Source organism: Dyella terrae, assembly GCF_022394535.1.
Lineage (GTDB): Bacteria > Pseudomonadota > Gammaproteobacteria > Xanthomonadales > Rhodanobacteraceae > Dyella.
Genome location: NZ_CP089414.1, coordinates 2,838,072 through 2,855,276 on the forward strand (window position 1 = coordinate 2,838,072; position 17,205 = coordinate 2,855,276).

The following is a 17,205-nucleotide window of genomic DNA, read 5'->3' on the forward strand; positions in this document are numbered from 1 at the left end:
CGTCCATGGATCAGACAACCCAACCCGAGCTCCATCCCCGTCGCCGAGCCGCCTTGGCGTTCATCTTCGTTACCGTCGTGCTGGACATGCTGGCATTCGGGATTGTCATCCCGGTGTTGCCGCACCTGATCGAGCAACTCGCCGGTGGCGGCATCTCCAACGCGGCATGGTGGGTGGGGGTGTTCAGCACGGTGTTCGCCATCGTGCAGTTCGCTTTCTCGCCGATACAAGGGGCACTGTCCGACCGCTTCGGCCGCCGGCCGGTGATCCTGATTTCCAACGCGGGGCTTGCGATCGATTTCTTCGTGCTGGCTCTGGCACCGACGCTGTGGTTGCTGTTTGTCGCCCGCGTGGTGCTGGGTATGACGGCGGCGAGCTTCACCACCGCGAATGCGTACATCGCGGACATCACGCCCAAGGAAAAGCGCGCAGCGGCCTACGGCATCCTCGGCAGCGCCTTCGGCCTGGGTTTCATCATCGGCCCCGGTCTTGGCGGTCTCCTTGGTGACATCCATCTGCGCCTGCCGTTCTGGGTGGCGGGTGGACTGGCGGCGTGCAATTTCCTGTATGGCCTGTTCGTGCTGCCGGAGTCCCTGCCCAAGGAACGCCGTACGCCGAAGTTCGAGATCCACAGCGCGCATCCGCTGGGTTCGCTCAAACTGCTCATGCGCTATCCACTCGTGCTGCGGCTGGCGGTGGTGATGTTCCTGGTGTTTCTGTCGCACTACGTGTTGCAGACCACTTTTGTGCTGTACGCGGACTACCGCTACCAGTGGGGTCCACGCGCCGTGGGCTACGTGCTGATGCTGGTGGGTGCCTGCGATGGCCTGGTGCAGGCGGTGCTCACACGCAAGCTCGCACCCATTTTCGGCGAACGTCGCTTGATGCTGGGCGGCATGGTGTTTGGCATCGGCTCGTTCCTGGTGATGGGTCTGGCCAACACCGGAGGGGTGTTCCTGCTGGGCATCCCGCTGATGGCGCTATGGGGGCTGTCGCAGCCACCCATCCAATCGCTGATGACGCACGAGGTGGATCCACACGAACAAGGCCGCCTGCAGGGCGCGATTGCCAGCTTGCAGAGCTTCGCGGGCATCTTTGGCCCGTTCCTGTTCGCGCAGGTGTTCTCGTTCTCGATCTCGCCGGCCTCGCCGTTCCATCTGCCGGGACTGGCTTTCGTACTGTCCGCCGTGCTGCTTGCCATCGGCGCGTACATCGCCATGCGCGCGACACGACAGGTGCAAGACCTCGCCAGGGCCGACGCGCCCGTGCCGAACACCATTCCGGGTGAACCGTCCTCGGTCGTCCCATTGCAAGCTGCCATCACCCCCACCGAACCACCGGAGCAATCCCCATGACTTTGTCGATGTACCAGGCGTCCGTTCCCGTTTTCCTGCGTGCCTTGCAGAACTTGCAGCACGTGCTGCGCAAGGGTGAGGCGCACGCGGAGGCGCGCAAGTACGATCCCGTCCTGTTGCTGCAGGGTCGCCTGACGGTGGACATGCTGCCGCTGACGCGCCAAGTGCAGATCGCCACCGACATGGCCAAGAACGGTTGTGCTCGCCTCGCCGGCGTGGATCCGCTGAAGTTCGAGGACAACGAAACCAGCTTTGCTGAACTGCACGCTCGCGTTGAGCGCGCCATCGATTACATCAAGAGTTTCAAGGTCGACCAGATCGATGGCAGTGAGACGCGCGCGGTGACGATCAAGACCCGCAGCGGCGAGCAGCATTTCGAGGGCGAGGGCTATCTGCTGCACTTCGTGATCCCCAATCTGTTCTTCCACTGCACCACCGCCTACGCGATCCTGCGTGAGGCCGGCGCGGACCTGGGCAAGCCCGACTTTATCGGCAAGCCGTAAGCGTCACTGGCGCGAAGCCCGTCATTCCGCTGAACGCAGGAATGACGGGGCTTCTCAAGCGCGGCGCGGTACTTGATACCGGGGTCTTCCGCTCCCACTAGTGGGAGTTCAATTGCCCGGAGCCAACGTCATGACCGCCCCCACGCCCATCAAGATCGACTTCGTCTCGGACGTGGTGTGCCCCTGGTGCGCCATCGGCCTCAAATCGCTGGAACAGGCGCTGGAGAAGCTGGGCGATGACGTCACAGTGGAACTGCACTTTCAGCCGTTCGAGCTGAACCCGCAGATGGCGCCCGAGGGCGAAGACATCGGCGAGCATCTGGCGCGCAAGTACGGCAGCACGCCGGAGCAGATGCGCCAGAACCAGGAGGCCATCCGCGATCGCGGCGCCGCCCTGGGCTTCACCTTTGACATGAATAAGCGCAGTCGCATCGTGAACACGTTCGATGCGCACCGCCTGCTGCATTGGGCCGCCCTGAAAGGCAGCCAGGTCGAACTCAAGCAGGCCTTGCTGGCGGCCTACTTCACGCAGGGCCGCGATGTCAGCTCGCGCGATGTATTGGTGGACGTGGCCGCCTCTGTGGGGCTGGACGCCATCGAGGCGCGGCACGTACTGGACGAGAACCGTTATGCGCAGGACGTGCGCGCGCAGGAGCAGTTCTACCAGGCACAGGGCATCCGTGCGGTGCCCTCGGTGATCGTCAACGACCGCTACCTGATCCAGGGCGGCCAGCCGGCGGACGTGTTCGAGCAGACGCTGCGGCAGATCGCGGCCGAAGCCTGAGGGCTCACCCGATGAGCCCCAGCGGGTAAGGCGCCTGGGGCGGCCCTGGCATGCGAAAATACCCGGCCGCCGCCCTTGACCGCCCTGCCGCATGATCAGACTGACCGATATCAAGCTCCCGCTGGACCACGCCGACGGCGCCCTTGAGGCTGCCGTCCGCGCGAAGCTGGGGCTGGGCAAGGACAGCCTGCGCGGCTTTAGCGTGTTCCGCCGCGGCTATGACGCACGCAAGCGCGGCGGCATCCTGCTCATCTACACGCTGGACGTGGAGGTGGCCGACGAGGCCGATGTCCTCCATCGCCACGCCGATGACAAGCATGTGCAGCCCACGCCGGACACCAGCTACCACTTCGTGGCGCAAGCACCGCAGGATCTGAAGCAACGCCCCATTGTGATCGGCTTCGGCCCCTGCGGCCTGTTCGCAGGCCTGCTACTGGCGCAGATGGGCTACCGGCCGATCATCCTCGACCGTGGCAAGGCGGTACGCGAGCGAACCGTGGACACCTGGGGTCTGTGGCGCAAGCGCCAGCTGGAACCCGAATCCAATGTGCAGTTCGGTGAGGGCGGTGCAGGCACATTCTCCGACGGCAAGCTGCACAGCCAGATCTCCGACCCGCACCATCACGGCCGCAAGGTACTCACCGAGTTCGTGAAGGCTGGCGCGCCGGAGGAAATCCTCTACGTCAGCAAGCCGCACATCGGTACGTTCCGCCTTGTGTCGATGGTGGAAACCATGCGCGAAACTATCCAGTCCCTGGGCGGCGAGATCCGCTTCAGCGAGCGCGTGGACGATCTGCTGGTCGACACCGACGCCGACGGTACGCGCCAGTTGCGCGGCGTGGTGCTGTCCAACGGCGAACAGTTGTTGAGCGATCACGTGGTGCTCGCCGTGGGTCACAGCGCCCGTGACACGTTTTTCATGCTGCACGACCGCGGCGTCTACATGGAGGCCAAGCCGTTCTCCATCGGCTTCCGCGTGGAGCACCCGCAGTCGATCGTCGATCAAGCGCGCTTCGGCCCGCAGGCCGGGCATCCCATGCTTGGTGCCGCCGACTACAAGTTGGTGCACCACTGCAAGAATGGCCGCTCGGTGTACAGCTTCTGCATGTGCCCTGGCGGCACCGTGGTCGCGGCTGCATCGGAGCCCGAACGCGTCGTCACCAACGGCATGAGCCAGTACTCGCGCAACGAACGCAACGCGAACGCGGCCATCGTGGTCGGCATCGAGCCCAAGGACTTCGCTGCCTTCGACGACAGCGGAAGCCCCTTGGCTGGCATCGCGTTGCAGCGTGCGCTCGAATCGCGCGCGTACGAACTGGGTGGCCGCGACTACAGCGCACCGGGGCAATTGGTGGGCGATTTCATCAAGGGCAAAGCATCCACCGGGTTCGGCAACGTGCAGCCCTCGTACAAACCGGGCGTGCATCTCACCGACCTCGCCCCCGCCCTGCCCGACTACGCCATCGAGGCGATCCGCGAGGCGCTTCCCGCCTTCGAGCGCCAGATCAAGGGTTTCGCCATGCACGACGCCGTGCTGACCGGCGTAGAAACCCGTACGTCTTCGCCGGTGCGCATCCGCCGGGGCGAGGATTACCAGAGCCTCAACACACGCGGCCTCTTCCCCGCCGGTGAAGGCGCAGGCTATGCGGGCGGCATCCTCTCCGCAGCCGTCGACGGTATTCGTGTCGCGGAAGCAGTCGCCAAGGACATCAACACGTCCTGTTGACATGCCTTGGTGATCTGACCCCAGGCCCTCCGCGCCCTCCTCCCGGCACGGACATAATCCTTTGATATCGGCCGCTTAGGCGAAAAATCGCCGCGTTCGTGCGGTGCCGCGCGCGTGGATCACGTCCGCCGCGGCCCATGACCTTCGACCTATATTCGTAAGAAAAAGCTGATTTCGTCAGCTTTGCGTAAGTTCCTTGTGATCTTATCGCAACAACTTGCTAACAAAGACGCAGCAAGTTGCGAACCTCAAGCTGATGCTTGTTTACCCGGCAACCGGGGACGTTGCAGGGCGTCAGCGCCAAAAAAGACCCAACCGTAGGGAGGCGGTCTATGAAACTCACTCTGTCGTACACCCGTAATTTGCTCGCACTGGCATGCTTGGCAGCACTCGCTGGCCCGGCCATGGCGCAAGATAATGCCGATACCGGCGCAGCCGACGCCAAGAAGGCGGCCAATCTCGAAACCGTGACCGTCACCGGTTCACGCATCTCCAACCCGAACGTGATCTCGCCCACGCCCGTCAGCGTGCTGACGGCGGCCGAGATCAAGGCCACGGGCGCCGTCAATATCGGCGATATCCTGACGACGCTGCCGCAGTTGGCAACCACGTTCACCATGGGCAACTCCACCCGCTTCATCGGTACGGCCGGCGTATCGTTTCAGGATCTGCGCAACCTCGGCACCAGCCGCACGCTGGTGCTGGTGAACGGCCGCCGCTTCGTCGGCGCCAGCGCGGGCGACACCGCGGTGGACACCAATCTGATCCCCGCCGACTGGGTCGAGCGTGTGGAAATCATCACCGGTGGCGCATCGGCCGTGTACGGTGCGGATGCAGTGACCGGCGTGGTCAACTTCATCCTGAAGAAGAACTACCAGGGCGCCAACCTGCACGCCCAGTTCGGCAGCTCCGAGCACGGTAATTTCAACAAAGGCATCGTCTCGCTTACCGGCGGCATGAACTTCGCCAACAATCGCGGCAACATCGCTGCGTCGGTGGAGCACTCCGATCAGGACGAGCTCATGTTCCCGGACCGCTTCGGCAACAAGTCCTGATGCGTCCATCCTGACCCCGGACGGTCCGTACGATTCGGCGCTGTACAACAACGCTGGTGGCTACACCAACGTAGCCGCCGGCACGTTCTCCACCGGCAGCTCGACCGATATCAACAAGCGCTACGTGTTCAATCCGGATGGCTCGGTACGCCACCAGTACTTTGGCGGCCCGTATGACAACACCGGCCGCTGCAACGACTGTGACCGTCTCGATGCGAACCAGGTGCTGCAGCTGCAGCCGAAGTACAAGCGCACCACGATCAGCAGCGTCGCGTCGTTCGACATCACGCCCGAACAGCACCTGTATGCCGAAGGCACCTACAGCCACGTCGACGTGACCAAGTCCGGCCAGCCGGCCTTTGGTAGCGGCGCCAGCGCGTACACCATTACCCGCGACAACGCCTACATGACCCCGTCGTTGGCGGCCGTCATGGATGCGAACAACCTCAAGTCGATCAAGGTTGCACGCTTCGACCTCGATGCTGGCTTGCGCGGTGAAGACACCAAGCGCAACACCACGCGCGGCGTCATCGGTGCCAATGGCGTGATCACGGGTGACTGGGAATACGACACCTCGCTGGTCTACGGTTGGACGGACGAAACCCGTCACAACCTCAACAACCGCATCAGAGATCGTTTCAACGCCTCGATCGATGCGGTCAAGGACACCAACGGCAATATCGTCTGCCGTTCGACCCTCAATCCCAATTCGGTGAACCCCAACGCCGGCGGCGTACTCGATCCGATTGCCCTGGGCGGCGGCTGCGTGCCGACCAGCATCTTCGGTGCGGGCGCAATCAACCCGAAGGCGGCGCAGTGGTTCAACACCACCACCACCACCACATCTCGCCTGACCCAGTTCGTGGGTGGCGGTACGGTGACCAACAACAACCTGTTCCAGATGCCGTTCGAGGCAGGCGCCGCCAGCCTTGCGACGGGCGTGGAATTCCGTCGTGAAAGCAGCCGTCAGATCACCGACCCGCTGGACGTGGCCGGCCTGACCTTCCTCAACGCGATTCCGCCGTCCAGCGGCGCGTACAACGTCAAGGAAGGCTATATCGAGACGGCCATGCCGTTGCTGTCCGGTCGTCCGTTCGCGCAGAACCTGACATTTGACGCCGCTGCTCGCTTCTCCGACTACAGCACCATCGGCCACACCAAGGCTTGGCGCTGGGGCCTGGACTGGGCCATCGACGGCAACATCCGCCTGCGCGGTACCGTGTCCAGCGCCGTGCGCGCACCGAACATCGGCGAGTTGTTCGGCGGGCAGTCGCAGAACTACTTCACCATCACGGACCCGTGCTCGGTGAAGCAGTTGAAGAATGCGCCGAACCAGGCCGTGCGTACCGCCAATTGCCAGCTCCTGGGGATTCCGGCCGGCTGGACGTCCACCAACACGGCTACGATCGGCGGCATTTCGGGTAGCAACCCGAATCTGAAGCCAGAGCAGGGCCGCACGTGGACCGGTGGTCTCGTCTTCACGCCGGAGTTCCTGCCAGGGTTTGGTCTGACCCTCGACTATTGGAACATCAAGCTGACCGACGCCATCAGCGCACCCAGCGGTAGCGATATCGCCAACCACTGCGTTGATTCCACCACCGGCATCAACAACGTGTACTGCACCAATGCTCTGCGTGGTCCGGATCACGAGTTGAACTTCATCAACTCGATCAACCAGAACATTTCCGCGCTCAGCACCTCGGGCATTGACCTTGGCACGTACTACTCGCACGAAGTCGGTGCGGGCAAGTTGGGCCTCAACCTGGACGTGACCAAGGTCATCGCCTACACCGAGCATCCGTTCCAGGACGATCCGAGCAACACCGTCCAGTACAACGGCACCACCACCCTCAGTGGTGCGTTCCCGAAGTGGAAGGGCTCGCTGCGTGCGACCTACTCCCTGAACAGCTGGCTGTTCAATTGGAACATGCGCTACTTCTCCTCGATGCTGCGCGTGAGCAACGAGAGCTATGAGTCCAATCCGTACCAGACCACGCCAATCAGGGCGGGTGCCGGCTTCTTCAACGACGCGAAGGCAAGCTACACCTTCGGCAAGAGCGGCTGGCAGGCGTATGCGGGCATCACGAACGTGTTCGACCGCGATCCGCCGGTTAACCTGTTCGGTTCGGGTGCATCCAGTGGTATCTACGACGCCATCGGCCGCGCTTACTACGCAGGGTTCAACTACAACTTCTGATCCTGGGTGGCAGCCCGGAGACTTGGGGTGGAAGGGCCGGCATTGCCGGCCCTTCTTTTTTGCATAAAAGGCCGGCTTTCGCTGGCCTTTTCTTTGCCTGCATGCAGGCGCCCCGCATGAACATGCGCGGCTGTGCCCACCGACTCCTACACGTCACCCGACACCATCAGCCGCTGCACGCCATGGTGTAGCCTCAGTCGGGAGCTCGTCAGAGCCCACACAATCGCACTACCAGTACACGCTATGTACAACCGTCTAGGAGCGTTTCCATGTGGTCCATTCGAGAACCCGTGCTCAAGCCCGTCGCGATCAAGAAGCTACGGCCTACCCAGATCACGGTCGGCATGCATGAGGTGAAGGAAAAACGCGCGCACTGGCGCCAGCTTCCAGACAAAGAGAAGGTAGGTTACCTCGGCCACCACATGATCCCCGTTATTCATGGCCCCAAGCAGCGCGACTACATCATCGATCACCACCATCTGGCGCGCGCACTGCTGGAGGAAGGCTGCGAACACGTCTTCGTGGTGACGGTGGCCGATCTCAGCACACTCAGCCAGGATGCGTTCTGGACCTTCCTGGATCACCACGCCTGGGTTTATCCCTACGATGCCAAGGGCAAGCGACGCGGTTACGACGAAATCCCGCGCTCCGTTGAGCAGTTGGTGGACGATCCCTACCGCAGCGCCGCCGGCGAACTGCGGCGCATCGGCGGCTACGCGAAGGATGCCACGCCCTTTAGCGAGTTCCTCTGGGCGGATTTCCTTCGTGGACAAGTGAAGCGGTCGCGACTCGAGAAGGATTTCAACGCTGCCATGAAAGAAGCCTACAAGCTGGCGCGGAGCCAGCAAGCCAAATACCTACCTGGCTGGTGCGGCCCCATCGGCAATTAGACGGCCAAAACCGAACGTTGGCGCGAGTCCGTCAATAGAAGAAACGCCCCCTTTCGGGGGCGTTTCAAGGGAAAGGGCCAAGTTCAAGGGGAGGATCTTGGCCCCGTGCCACCCACGACGCATGGGGATGAAGTCTGGAGGCAAAACCAGATTACCTATTGTCACGGCGCGATTCTGTCGTCTTCTTCCGATCAGGTTGTCGCCCAAACGCTCGACCAAAGAAGTTCACTGCTATCCCTACCGCGGCCACGCAACTCAGAGCGATCCGATATCCGCAGTCGTGCGTTCCGGCAACAATATCTCTCGCCCCACATGCGCATGGAATGTTGTATGGGCCCGCGGTGACGCGCGCGACGAATTCGGGGATAGGCGTTGAGTATTCAGCTGCCGGGGTTCGTCGGGGTTTTCAGCAAGCTTGGAGTAGGGATTTCGGCGGATGGCCTTGCCATCCGCTTTTTTTGTCCCCTGCTCAAGGGCTTGGCGTCGATCGTCCAGAACGGACGCCCCTGGGCCGGCAGGCATGCGAGAATGGTCTACTGACGCGACGACTCGCGCCCCATCCGCTCCATGCTGACCGATACCACCAAAGACGCGATCCGTGCCGCCTATACGCGCCTCAAGGAAGGCCTGCCGGGCTTTCGTGCGCGCGCATCGCAGGGAAAGATGATCGCAGAGGTGGCCAAGGCGCTCGCGCAGGAAGGTGGCTCGGCGGTGATCGAAGCCCCCACGGGTACCGGCAAATCGATGGCGTACCTCATCGCGGGCGTCGAGGTAGCACGCGCGCAGAAGAAGAAGCTGCTGATCGCGACGGCCACCGTGGCTCTGCAAGAGCAATTGGTCCAGCGCGATATCCCGCTCTATCTCAAGCTCAACGGCACCGAGGCCAAGGTGGCGCTGGCGAAAGGACGCGGCCGATATCTATGCCCGCGCAATCTCGCCATGGCGAGCAACAGCCTCGATGAGACATCGCAGATGGGCCTGGGCTTCGACGCCGATCTGGCGTTGTGGACCAAGCCACCGCAGGAGCGCGACAAAAAGGCGCTATCCAAGCTGATGGACCTGTTCGACCGTCGCGAGTGGGACGGCGACATCGATACCGCGCCTGAGCCAGTCAGCGACGTGCTGCGCCCCATGATCACCACCAGCGCCGGTGGCTGCACCAGCCGCAAGTGCGCGCATTTCATGCAATGCCCGTTCTTCGCGGCGCGCCGCGCCGTGGGCGACGCCGACATTATCGTGGCGAACCAGGACCTGGTGCTGGCCGACCTCACCATGCCGCGCGAGGAAGAAGGCTTCGGCGGCGTGATCCTGCCCAAGCCGGACGAAACGCTGTACATCTTCGACGAAGGCCACCACGTGCCGTCGAAGGCGATCGACCGCGGCGCGGCCGAGGTGTACATGAACGTCGCGGTGCGTCAGTTGAGCCGGCTCGGCCGTCAGATCCACGCGGCCTATTCACTCACCGACAAAGAAGTGATCGGCAAGCTTTCGCTCGACGCGGGCGACCAGAAGCTGCAGGAACTCAGCAACTCGCTCGAAGAACTCGAAAGAGAAATTCGCCTCAGCTGGCTGCCTGCACCTAACGACCAAGAGCCGATGTATCGCGGCTCGCTGGGCCAGTTGCCGGAGGCCTGGGTGGAGCACGCGCGCGCGCTTTATGTGTTCACCGGCGAGGTCGAACGCTGGGTCGGCGCGGTGCGTCGCGCCGTGCTGGAAATGACGGAAGCCGGCCCCACCCACGAAGCACTTTCGCGCGAACTGGGTATGGCGCTGGAACGCATCGATCGACAGGTGCGCACGTGGCGGGCGTGGTCCGCCACCGATGGCGACAACGCACCGCCGCTCGCACGCTGGGTCACGCTGAGCGGTGACCAGCAATTGATCTGCCACGCCTCGTCGGTATCCGCGGGCGGGCTACTGCGCAGCATTCTGTGGGGCAACGCCAGCGCCGTGGTGATGACCTCGGCCACGTTGAGCGCGGGCGGCAATTTCCGTGGTTTTGCCGATGCCGTGGGCCTGCCCGACGACTCGGTAACGCTGAGCCTGCCTTCACCGTTCGACCTCGCCGCACAGGCACGGCTGGAAGTGCCCGCCATGCGTGCCCTGCCGGATGCACGCGAGGAACATGTGCAGGAGGTCTGCGACTGGCTGGCCGAGCATCTCGACTGGAATGCCGGCAACCTCGTGCTGTTCACCTCTCGCGTCAAGCTCGACAGGGTGCTGCAGAAGCTCCCCATCGAATATGTGCGCAAAGTGCGCGCGCAGGGTTCGTTGGGCAAGGCGCAACTGGTCGCCGAACATATTGCCGACGTTGAAGCAGGCAAAGGCAGCACGCTGTTCGGCCTCGCTTCGTTTGGCGAAGGCCTAGACCTGCCGGGCAAGCTGTGCGAAACGGTGGTGATCACTCAATTGCCGTTCGCCGTGCCCACCGATCCCGTCGGCGCGACGTACGCGGAGTGGCTGGAATCGCGCGGCCGCAACCCTTTCATCGAAGTCACCGTGCCGGAGGCGACGCGACAGCTCACGCAGTACTGCGGCCGCCTGATCCGAACCGAGACCGACCAGGGTCGCATCGTGCTGCTGGACCGCCGTGTGGTACTCAAGCGCTACGGCGAGCGCATGCTCAAGGCCCTGCCCCCGTTTACCCGCGTCATCGAGAAAGTGGCATGAGCTTCCACGTTATTCGCGCCGCCGACATGCAGCCCCAGCCCTGGAAAAACGGCATGGGCGTAACGCGCGAGGTGGCACGTTTCCCCGCCGATGCGGGCAGTGATGATTTCGTTTGGCGCATCAGCGTGGCCGACGTGAACAGCGCCGCGCCGTTCTCGACCTTTCCCGGCATCGATCGCCACATCGTGCTGCTCGACGGCGAAGGCTTCGTCATGACGCTGGATGGCGAGCAGCAACATGCCCTGACCACGCCACTGGAACCGTTCGCCTTTCCCGGCGAAGCGCAGGTGGACGTAACGATGGCGGGCGGCGCCACGCGCGACTTCAATCTGATGGTGCGGCGCGACGGTGGACTCGGCGACGTGCGCGTCTGCCGGGACGCAGGTAGCCACGTGCCAGATCCGGATTGCGTGCTGATCTACGTTGCGCAAGGGTCTGTAACGACCATTGATGGCGATCTGCAGGTTGGCGATGCGTGGCTGCCCGATCGCTGCCCGTTCCAGCTTGGCGAGAACAGTGCCGTGCTGATGGCCATGCTGCGGCGGCGCTGACCGATCCCACGCGCGCTGGTGGCTCCTCCGGAGCTTCACCACCGCGACGGCTATAGCGCTTATCATCACGTGGTTCCACCGCCTCCAAGGTGAGCCCATGGCTTTGCTGATCCTCGGTCTGGTGTTGTTCCTCGGGGTCCACTCCATCCGCATCTTTGCGAACGGCTGGCGCACGCGCCAACGAGAGCGCATCGGTGAAATGCGCTGGAAGGGGCTCTATTCGCTGGTGTCCATCGTCGGCTTCGTGCTGATCGTCGTGGGCTTCGGCCTCGCCCGCCAGCACCCGGTGCTGCTCTACGTGCCGCCGCTGGCATTACGGCACCTCAACGCGCTTTTCACGCTACTGGCGTTCATCCTCGTCGTCTCCGCCTATGTCCCGCCGAATCATTTCAAGGCGAGACTGGGGCACCCGATGCTCGCCGGCGTGAAGGTGTGGGCATTCGGCCATCTATTGGCTACCGGCATGCTGCACGACGTGGTGCTGTTCGGTGCCTTCCTGGTCTGGGCCGTAGTGGACTTCGTAAGCGCACGGCGTCGTGACCGGGCAGATGGCGTCACTTATCCCGCCGGCACGGTAAAAGGCGACATCATTGCCCTCGTGGCCGGCATCGTCTTCTGGGCGGTATTCGCGTTCTGGCTGCACGGCTGGCTGATCGGCGTGAAACCGATGGGGTGAAATCAGTCATCTGGGCCGGCTTGGGCCGCTGCAGTAGAGTGGCCCCGTTTCCAACATGAGGATCGGGCCATGGCTGCCTTTCTGCTTTGGGTGTTGCTGCTGGTGTTCTGCTGGCCGCTCGCGTTGCTAGCGTTGGTGCTCTACCCCATTGTGTGGCTGCTGATGCTGCCCTTCCGACTCGTGGGTATCACCGTCAACGCCGTCTTCTCTTTCCTCGGCGCCATGCTGATGCTGCCTGCGCGTGTGTTGCGCGGGCGCCCGGCCTGAGTGGACAAGCCGAGCGCACCCTCCTGCGAGCGCAACCGCGATCCCATCCTGGGAGCGTTGCGCGAGCATTTTGCCGATAGGCACAAGGTGCTGGAAATCGGCAGCGGTACTGGGCAGCACGCGGTGTATTTCGCGGCGGCCATGCCCCAATGGCAGTGGCAATGCACGGATCGCGCGGAAAACCTGCCCGGCATCCGACAATGGCTGGATGAAGCCGCGCTGCCCAACACACCGCCCCCGCTCGCGCTGGACGTAAATGGCGCGTGGCCCGCAGGCAGCTATGACGCCGTGTTCAGCGCCAACACGCTGCACATCATGAGCTGGGACGAAGTGGAGATGCTGTTCGCCCATCTCGCCAAGATCACCGCAGCAGGCGCGAAACTCGCGATCTACGGCCCCTTCAACTACGGCGGTCGCTACACCAGCGAAAGCAACGCCGCCTTCGACGAATGGCTGCAGGCACGCGGTGTGCATATGCGCATCCGTGATGCCGAAGCGGTGGATACGCTGGCAGAGATCGTTGGTTTCGACCTGATCGATGACATCGCCATGCCCGCCAATAATCGTTTGCGGATCTGGCAACGCACCCGCTGAGCGGCTGAACCATTGGTATTTTCGCCCCATTGGCGTCAGGATGCGTGTCAGAGGGCGCTCTTGGCCGCGCCTATGCCAGATCATGCGACCTTACGTACAAGCCATCGACACGCTGACGCCCTGCCCCTGCGGAAACAACGAGGGTTACGCACGTTGTTGCGGTCTGCTGCATGACGGCGCCGCGGCCACCACGGCGGAGCAACTGATGCGTTCGCGTTACAGTGCCTATGTACTGAAACGCGAGGACTACCTGCTCGACACCTGGCACCACAGCACCCGCCCGGCGCATCTCAAGCTGGCGACACAGCACCCGGCGCCCACGTGGTTGGGCCTGACGGTGAAGCGACACGAAAGTGAAGGTGACAGCGCCATGGTCGAGTTTGTGGCGCGCCTGCGCTATGGCGGCGGCAAGGCACAGCGCATGCACGAGATCAGCCGATTCGTGCGCGAAGATGGCCGCTGGTTCTACGTGGAAGGCGAGTTCCCCGAGAAATCCGGGGACTGAACGCCTAACGATTCGCTTGCAGCGTCAGGATGAAAACGGAACAGCCGTTTCACCTTCTTCGTGACCGTTCGGCCCGAACCGTCGCTCTACCACTACGCCGCGACCGTCGTAGCCGATGGCAACGACCGTGCTCGCTCGCGTGCCATAGCGATCACCACGAATGAAGGCCGAAGACAGCCAGCGCTCGCGCTCCAGGCCCACGCCCGTATCAGGCAACTGATCGTCCGGGTAGCCTCGCGGATCAGCAAGCGCGGCGAACAACGGCGCGAACTCGTCATCGTGCCCCGCATCAATCCATTCACGCAGATGCTGCTTCAGCGCGCGCGTCTTAGGCCATGGCGTGTTGAAGTCTGCGTTGGAAAGACCATGCACGCCAGGCTCCACCGACTGCGCGCGCGAATCCGGGCGATTGCCGATGTAGAACGCATGCGTCGCATCGAAGGTAAGCAGGTTGAACGGGCGATAGTCTACCGCCGCGCCCAGCAGCGCTTTGGCGTGGGTCACGGCATCGTCATTGCCGGCGAGGTAGTCGAGCGATAGAAGGCCACGTGAGCGCCCGAGCTGCGGATCAAGCGGATCGCGCACATTGGTCACCACGCTGCAACGGCCATCGTCGGTCACGCCCAGCCAGGTACCGCCAGCCTCCAAATCCTTGCCAGCGACAATCGCTGGTTGCTCCCAGCGCGCCAGCGGCAGGCTGGGGCGCGCATGGAACTCGTCGCGGTTGCCGATCAACAGCAGACGCCAACGCGGATGTGCCTGCCAGGCGAAAGCGATCACACACATGGGGTCACTCTCCTCACGATAGCGGCACCAACCGATCCGATCGGCCAGTACCCAGTATGCACCCGGCCAAAGGGTCAGGCCTTTCCGCGCAACGCCACGGCCGCGGCCCAGCGTGCCGCGACCTTGGGTGAGGTCATGCACACGGCGTCATCGGTGCGCGTGGTCACCGCGCGTTCCAGCAGTTGGATGTCTGCCTCGTGCTGGCGAGCCACGTGCGGATCCTCGAAGAAGATCGCGCGCTGACAGCGACGTTCGAGCACCAGGTCGGCGATCTGTGCATCGCCACCCATCGGGCCGCTCTGATAGCGCTCGACCCAGGGTTTGTCTGCCGGCCAACCGCGACTCCACGCCAGCTCGTTGAGGCGCTGACCGGTGGTGCCGGTGCCCACGCGATGAGTGAAGCGCGATAGCACATCGAAGTGCTCGGCAGCAAAGGCGAGCATCTGCGGTTTCATGGCATCGTGTGCGATGAGCGCGAGCGTCTGCGCTTCCAGTTCATGAAAGATGTCGGCACCGGCATCCGGCGCGAAGCCTGCGTGGATACGCTCCACCTCGATCCAATCGCGCGCGGTCGCCACGGTGGAGATAAAGGGCTTCCCATGGATCACGCACTGACGCTTGAGCGCGATGGCCTCGGGGAAGATCGACGACGGATCGACCGGATCGATCAGGTAGATAGCGCCATCGAGCACACGATCGCCATCCAGCCCCACGACCTCGGCCACCAGTTTCATCAGGCCACCCTCGCGGCCATACGGATAGCGGCGCAGCGGCAGATAACGATCCAGGTAGCCCGCCCGATGGATCGCATCGTACGTACGCCCCACCGCATGCAGCCCCAGATCCAGTTCGCGGATACCCACCTCACATGCATGCAGCCAGCGGAAAAGCGCGGCGTTGGCATGAGCGTGATGAAGCTGGTTGGCGGCAAGGCCGAGACGCATAGGGTGTCACTCCATCAAGAGTTTGGCGCGCCGCCTTCGGGCAGCAGCAGGACCAGTTTGAAATCGATATGGCCGGCCGGCATCAGCGTCACCTGCGTGTACGCCACCTGGCCAAGCTGTGGATGATTGAACGTCCGGCGTCCACCTTCGCGCGCCAGTACGCCCTGCGCATTCCAGTAACGCTCGAACGAAGGACTCTCACGACGGAGCATATCCACCTGTTCCGCCCGCATGGCATCGTCCGGATACAGCGCCGTGTCAGCGCGGAATTCGGCGACGACGCGTTGCGCGCGATCCTCCCAGTCGATGATCAGCTCGCGCGCCGCGGGATCAAGAAAGACGAAGCGCAACAGATTGTCCTCGCCACTCTCCCGCCACGCGGCGAAGAGTTCGGCCGCTGGGGCATTCCAAGTACGGCGCCGCCAGTGACGATCCAGCAGATAGGCTGGCATGGGCTGAGCGGCCACCGCGCGTAGCAGTTCGTCCGCCGTGCCTGTGTCTTCCATCATGTGCGGCGAGGGATCGCGGCGACGCGCCAGCTCAAACAGGTAGGTGCGCTCAGCGGCCGACAGACCCAGCCCTTCGGCTAGTCGTGCCAGCGCGTCTGCTGAGAGCGCCACGTCGCGCCCCTGTTCCAGCCAGGTGTACCAGGTGGTGCTGATGCCAGCGCGCTGCGCCACTTCCTCCCGACGTAGGCCTGGCGTGCGCCGTCGCCCGCGTCCTTCGCCGAGCAGCGCATCAGCCGCCACCGCTTCGCGGCGTGCGCGAAGAAACTGGCCGAGCAGGCGGTGAGGATCGTTGGGCGTGTCCAGGGTGGTACCAGTCATACCGGGATAAGTGCACAACTTACACCGGACGATGGGCATCCGGAAAATGCGCGCAGCACACCACAGGAAAGGAATGCATGAGCACGCCGCAACAGCGCTTTGTCGCCGAACAGTACGGACCTCGCGCGCAGGATTACGTGAGCAGCGAGGTCCATCGCCAGGGTCCGGACCTTGACCAGATCGAGGCCGAGCTGCGCGCCATGGCACCGGGCCGCGTGCTCGACCTGGGCTGCGGTGGTGGTCATGTCACTTACCGCGCAGCACCACTGGTCCGCGAAGTGGTGGCCTGCGATGTAACGCCGGACATGCTCGATGCAGTTCGGCGCACCGCTGTCGAGCGTGGATTGGACAATGTCACCGTGCACACGGCACTCGCCGAACGGCTGCCGTTCGAAGACGGCGTATTCGATGTGGTGGTGGCGCGCTACACCACGCATCACTGGCATGATCGGGACGCCGGCCTGCGCGAAGCGCGGCGCGTGCTGAAAGTGGGCGGACGCGCGATCTTCATTGATGTGACCTCGCCAACATCCGCACTGCTCGACAGTTGGCTCCAGGCACTCGAGCTGCTGCGGGATATCTCGCACGTGCGCAACTATCAGGTAAGCGAATGGATCGGGGCGTTGGAAACCGCAGGGTTCAGTGTGGACGGCATCATCCGTCGCCGCTTGCCGCTGCGCTTTGCCGATTGGGTCGCTCGCACCCAAACACCGGGCGTGCACATCGATGCCATTCGCGCATTGCAAGCCGTGGCGCCGGAAGAGGTACGGCAGCACTTCGCCATCGAAGCAGACGGTAGTTTCGTGCTGGATACCGTCACTCTCACCGCTTTCTGATCATCTCTTGCAGGAGCGCACTGGTGCGCTCCTGCAAGA

General features: G+C 63.3%; 17 protein-coding genes. 14 read left to right on the top strand and 3 right to left on the bottom strand.

Annotated features, from left to right (window positions below):
• The first annotated feature begins 5 nt into the window (after nucleotides 1–5).
• From DYST_RS12290 to DYST_RS12350, 13 genes are all read left to right on the top strand, one after another.
• On the top strand, nucleotides 6–1,355 hold the full coding sequence (locus tag DYST_RS12290; RefSeq protein WP_239945932.1) for a TCR/Tet family MFS transporter: 1,350 nt from the start codon (nucleotides 6–8) through the stop codon (nucleotides 1,353–1,355).
• Entirely contained in the window at nucleotides 1,352–1,858 is a 507-nt protein-coding gene (locus DYST_RS12295) for a DUF1993 domain-containing protein (protein ID WP_239945933.1), read from the top strand. The genes DYST_RS12290 and DYST_RS12295 overlap by 4 nt, the downstream gene beginning before the upstream one ends.
• Before the next feature lie 130 nt (nucleotides 1,859–1,988).
• Entirely contained in the window at nucleotides 1,989–2,642 is a 654-nt protein-coding gene (locus DYST_RS12300) for a DsbA family oxidoreductase (protein ID WP_102300906.1), read from the top strand.
• A gap of 91 nt (nucleotides 2,643–2,733) precedes the next feature.
• Nucleotides 2,734–4,368, top strand: a complete 1,635-nt coding sequence (locus tag DYST_RS12305; RefSeq protein WP_239945934.1) for an NAD(P)/FAD-dependent oxidoreductase — start codon at nucleotides 2,734–2,736, stop codon at nucleotides 4,366–4,368.
• Nucleotides 4,369–4,700: 332 nt separating this feature from the next.
• The gene (locus DYST_RS12310; protein WP_239945935.1) at nucleotides 4,701–5,423 is read left to right on the top strand and encodes a TonB-dependent receptor plug domain-containing protein; all 723 of its coding nucleotides are present in this window, start codon (nucleotides 4,701–4,703) and stop codon (nucleotides 5,421–5,423) included.
• 124 nt (nucleotides 5,424–5,547) lie between these two features.
• Nucleotides 5,548–7,620, top strand: a complete 2,073-nt coding sequence (locus tag DYST_RS12315; protein WP_239945936.1) for a TonB-dependent receptor domain-containing protein — start codon at nucleotides 5,548–5,550, stop codon at nucleotides 7,618–7,620.
• 269 nt (nucleotides 7,621–7,889) lie between these two features.
• Nucleotides 7,890–8,510 carry a ParB-like protein gene (locus DYST_RS12320; RefSeq protein WP_102300903.1) on the top strand — a complete coding sequence of 207 codons (621 nt, stop codon included), beginning with the start codon at nucleotides 7,890–7,892 and terminating at the stop codon, nucleotides 8,508–8,510.
• 567 nt (nucleotides 8,511–9,077) lie between these two features.
• On the top strand, nucleotides 9,078–11,180 hold the full coding sequence (gene dinG, locus DYST_RS12325) for an ATP-dependent DNA helicase DinG (RefSeq protein WP_239945937.1): 2,103 nt from the start codon (nucleotides 9,078–9,080) through the stop codon (nucleotides 11,178–11,180).
• On the top strand, nucleotides 11,177–11,731 hold the full coding sequence (locus tag DYST_RS12330) for a HutD/Ves family protein (protein WP_239945938.1): 555 nt from the start codon (nucleotides 11,177–11,179) through the stop codon (nucleotides 11,729–11,731). The genes dinG and DYST_RS12330 overlap by 4 nt, the downstream gene beginning before the upstream one ends.
• A 97-nt stretch (nucleotides 11,732–11,828) precedes the next feature.
• Nucleotides 11,829–12,407 carry an NnrU family protein gene (locus DYST_RS12335; RefSeq protein WP_102300900.1) on the top strand — a complete coding sequence of 193 codons (579 nt, stop codon included), beginning with the start codon at nucleotides 11,829–11,831 and terminating at the stop codon, nucleotides 12,405–12,407.
• Between the two features lie 69 nt (nucleotides 12,408–12,476).
• Entirely contained in the window at nucleotides 12,477–12,674 is a 198-nt protein-coding gene (locus DYST_RS12340; RefSeq protein ID WP_102300899.1) for a hypothetical protein, read from the top strand.
• Nucleotides 12,675–13,268, top strand: coding sequence for a DUF938 domain-containing protein (locus DYST_RS12345; RefSeq protein WP_239945939.1), 594 nt, complete (start codon nucleotides 12,675–12,677; stop codon nucleotides 13,266–13,268). It begins immediately after the preceding gene.
• 82 nt (nucleotides 13,269–13,350) lie between these two features.
• Nucleotides 13,351–13,773 carry a YchJ family protein gene (locus tag DYST_RS12350; protein ID WP_239945940.1) on the top strand — a complete coding sequence of 141 codons (423 nt, stop codon included), beginning with the start codon at nucleotides 13,351–13,353 and terminating at the stop codon, nucleotides 13,771–13,773.
• 24 nt (nucleotides 13,774–13,797) lie between these two features.
• Here the strand turns inward: DYST_RS12350 and DYST_RS12355 are convergent, their stop codons facing one another.
• From DYST_RS12355 to DYST_RS12365, 3 genes are all read right to left on the bottom strand, one after another.
• Nucleotides 13,798–14,559, bottom strand: a complete 762-nt coding sequence (locus tag DYST_RS12355; protein WP_239945941.1) for an NRDE family protein — start codon at nucleotides 14,557–14,559, stop codon at nucleotides 13,798–13,800.
• A 74-nt stretch (nucleotides 14,560–14,633) separates the two neighbouring features.
• Nucleotides 14,634–15,503, bottom strand: coding sequence for a methylglyoxal synthase (locus DYST_RS12360; RefSeq protein WP_239945942.1), 870 nt, complete (start codon nucleotides 15,501–15,503; stop codon nucleotides 14,634–14,636).
• A gap of 14 nt (nucleotides 15,504–15,517) precedes the next feature.
• On the bottom strand, nucleotides 15,518–16,330 hold the full coding sequence (locus DYST_RS12365; RefSeq protein WP_239945943.1) for a helix-turn-helix transcriptional regulator: 813 nt from the start codon (nucleotides 16,328–16,330) through the stop codon (nucleotides 15,518–15,520).
• Nucleotides 16,331–16,407: 77 nt separating this feature from the next.
• On the opposite strand from DYST_RS12365, the gene DYST_RS12370 reads away from it, so the two are divergent.
• Nucleotides 16,408–17,166, top strand: coding sequence for a class I SAM-dependent methyltransferase (locus tag DYST_RS12370; protein ID WP_239945944.1), 759 nt, complete (start codon nucleotides 16,408–16,410; stop codon nucleotides 17,164–17,166).
• Nucleotides 17,167–17,205 lie beyond the last annotated feature (39 nt).

Excerpts from the sequence above, each read along its gene's own strand:
- DYST_RS12355 (WP_239945941.1), bottom strand. The coding sequence starts at position 14,559 with ATGTGTGTGATCGCTTTCGCCTGGCAGGCACATCCGCGTTGGCGTCTG.
- DYST_RS12360 (WP_239945942.1), bottom strand. The coding sequence starts at position 15,503 with ATGCGTCTCGGCCTTGCCGCCAACCAGCTTCATCACGCTCATGCCAAC.
- DYST_RS12320 (WP_102300903.1), top strand. The coding sequence starts at position 7,890 with ATGTGGTCCATTCGAGAACCCGTGCTCAAGCCCGTCGCGATCAAGAAG.
- DYST_RS12300 (WP_102300906.1), top strand. The coding sequence starts at position 1,989 with ATGACCGCCCCCACGCCCATCAAGATCGACTTCGTCTCGGACGTGGTG.
- DYST_RS12370 (WP_239945944.1), top strand. The coding sequence starts at position 16,408 with ATGAGCACGCCGCAACAGCGCTTTGTCGCCGAACAGTACGGACCTCGC.
- DYST_RS12350 (WP_239945940.1), top strand. The coding sequence starts at position 13,351 with ATGCGACCTTACGTACAAGCCATCGACACGCTGACGCCCTGCCCCTGC.
- DYST_RS12340 (WP_102300899.1), top strand. The coding sequence starts at position 12,477 with ATGGCTGCCTTTCTGCTTTGGGTGTTGCTGCTGGTGTTCTGCTGGCCG.
- DYST_RS12330 (WP_239945938.1), top strand. The coding sequence starts at position 11,177 with ATGAGCTTCCACGTTATTCGCGCCGCCGACATGCAGCCCCAGCCCTGG.
- DYST_RS12290 (WP_239945932.1), top strand. The coding sequence starts at position 6 with ATGGATCAGACAACCCAACCCGAGCTCCATCCCCGTCGCCGAGCCGCC.
- DYST_RS12310 (WP_239945935.1), top strand. The coding sequence starts at position 4,701 with ATGAAACTCACTCTGTCGTACACCCGTAATTTGCTCGCACTGGCATGC.
- DYST_RS12295 (WP_239945933.1), top strand. The coding sequence starts at position 1,352 with ATGACTTTGTCGATGTACCAGGCGTCCGTTCCCGTTTTCCTGCGTGCC.
- DYST_RS12365 (WP_239945943.1), bottom strand. The coding sequence starts at position 16,330 with ATGACTGGTACCACCCTGGACACGCCCAACGATCCTCACCGCCTGCTC.
- DYST_RS12305 (WP_239945934.1), top strand. The coding sequence starts at position 2,734 with ATGATCAGACTGACCGATATCAAGCTCCCGCTGGACCACGCCGACGGC.
- DYST_RS12335 (WP_102300900.1), top strand. The coding sequence starts at position 11,829 with ATGGCTTTGCTGATCCTCGGTCTGGTGTTGTTCCTCGGGGTCCACTCC.
- dinG (WP_239945937.1), top strand. The coding sequence starts at position 9,078 with ATGCTGACCGATACCACCAAAGACGCGATCCGTGCCGCCTATACGCGC.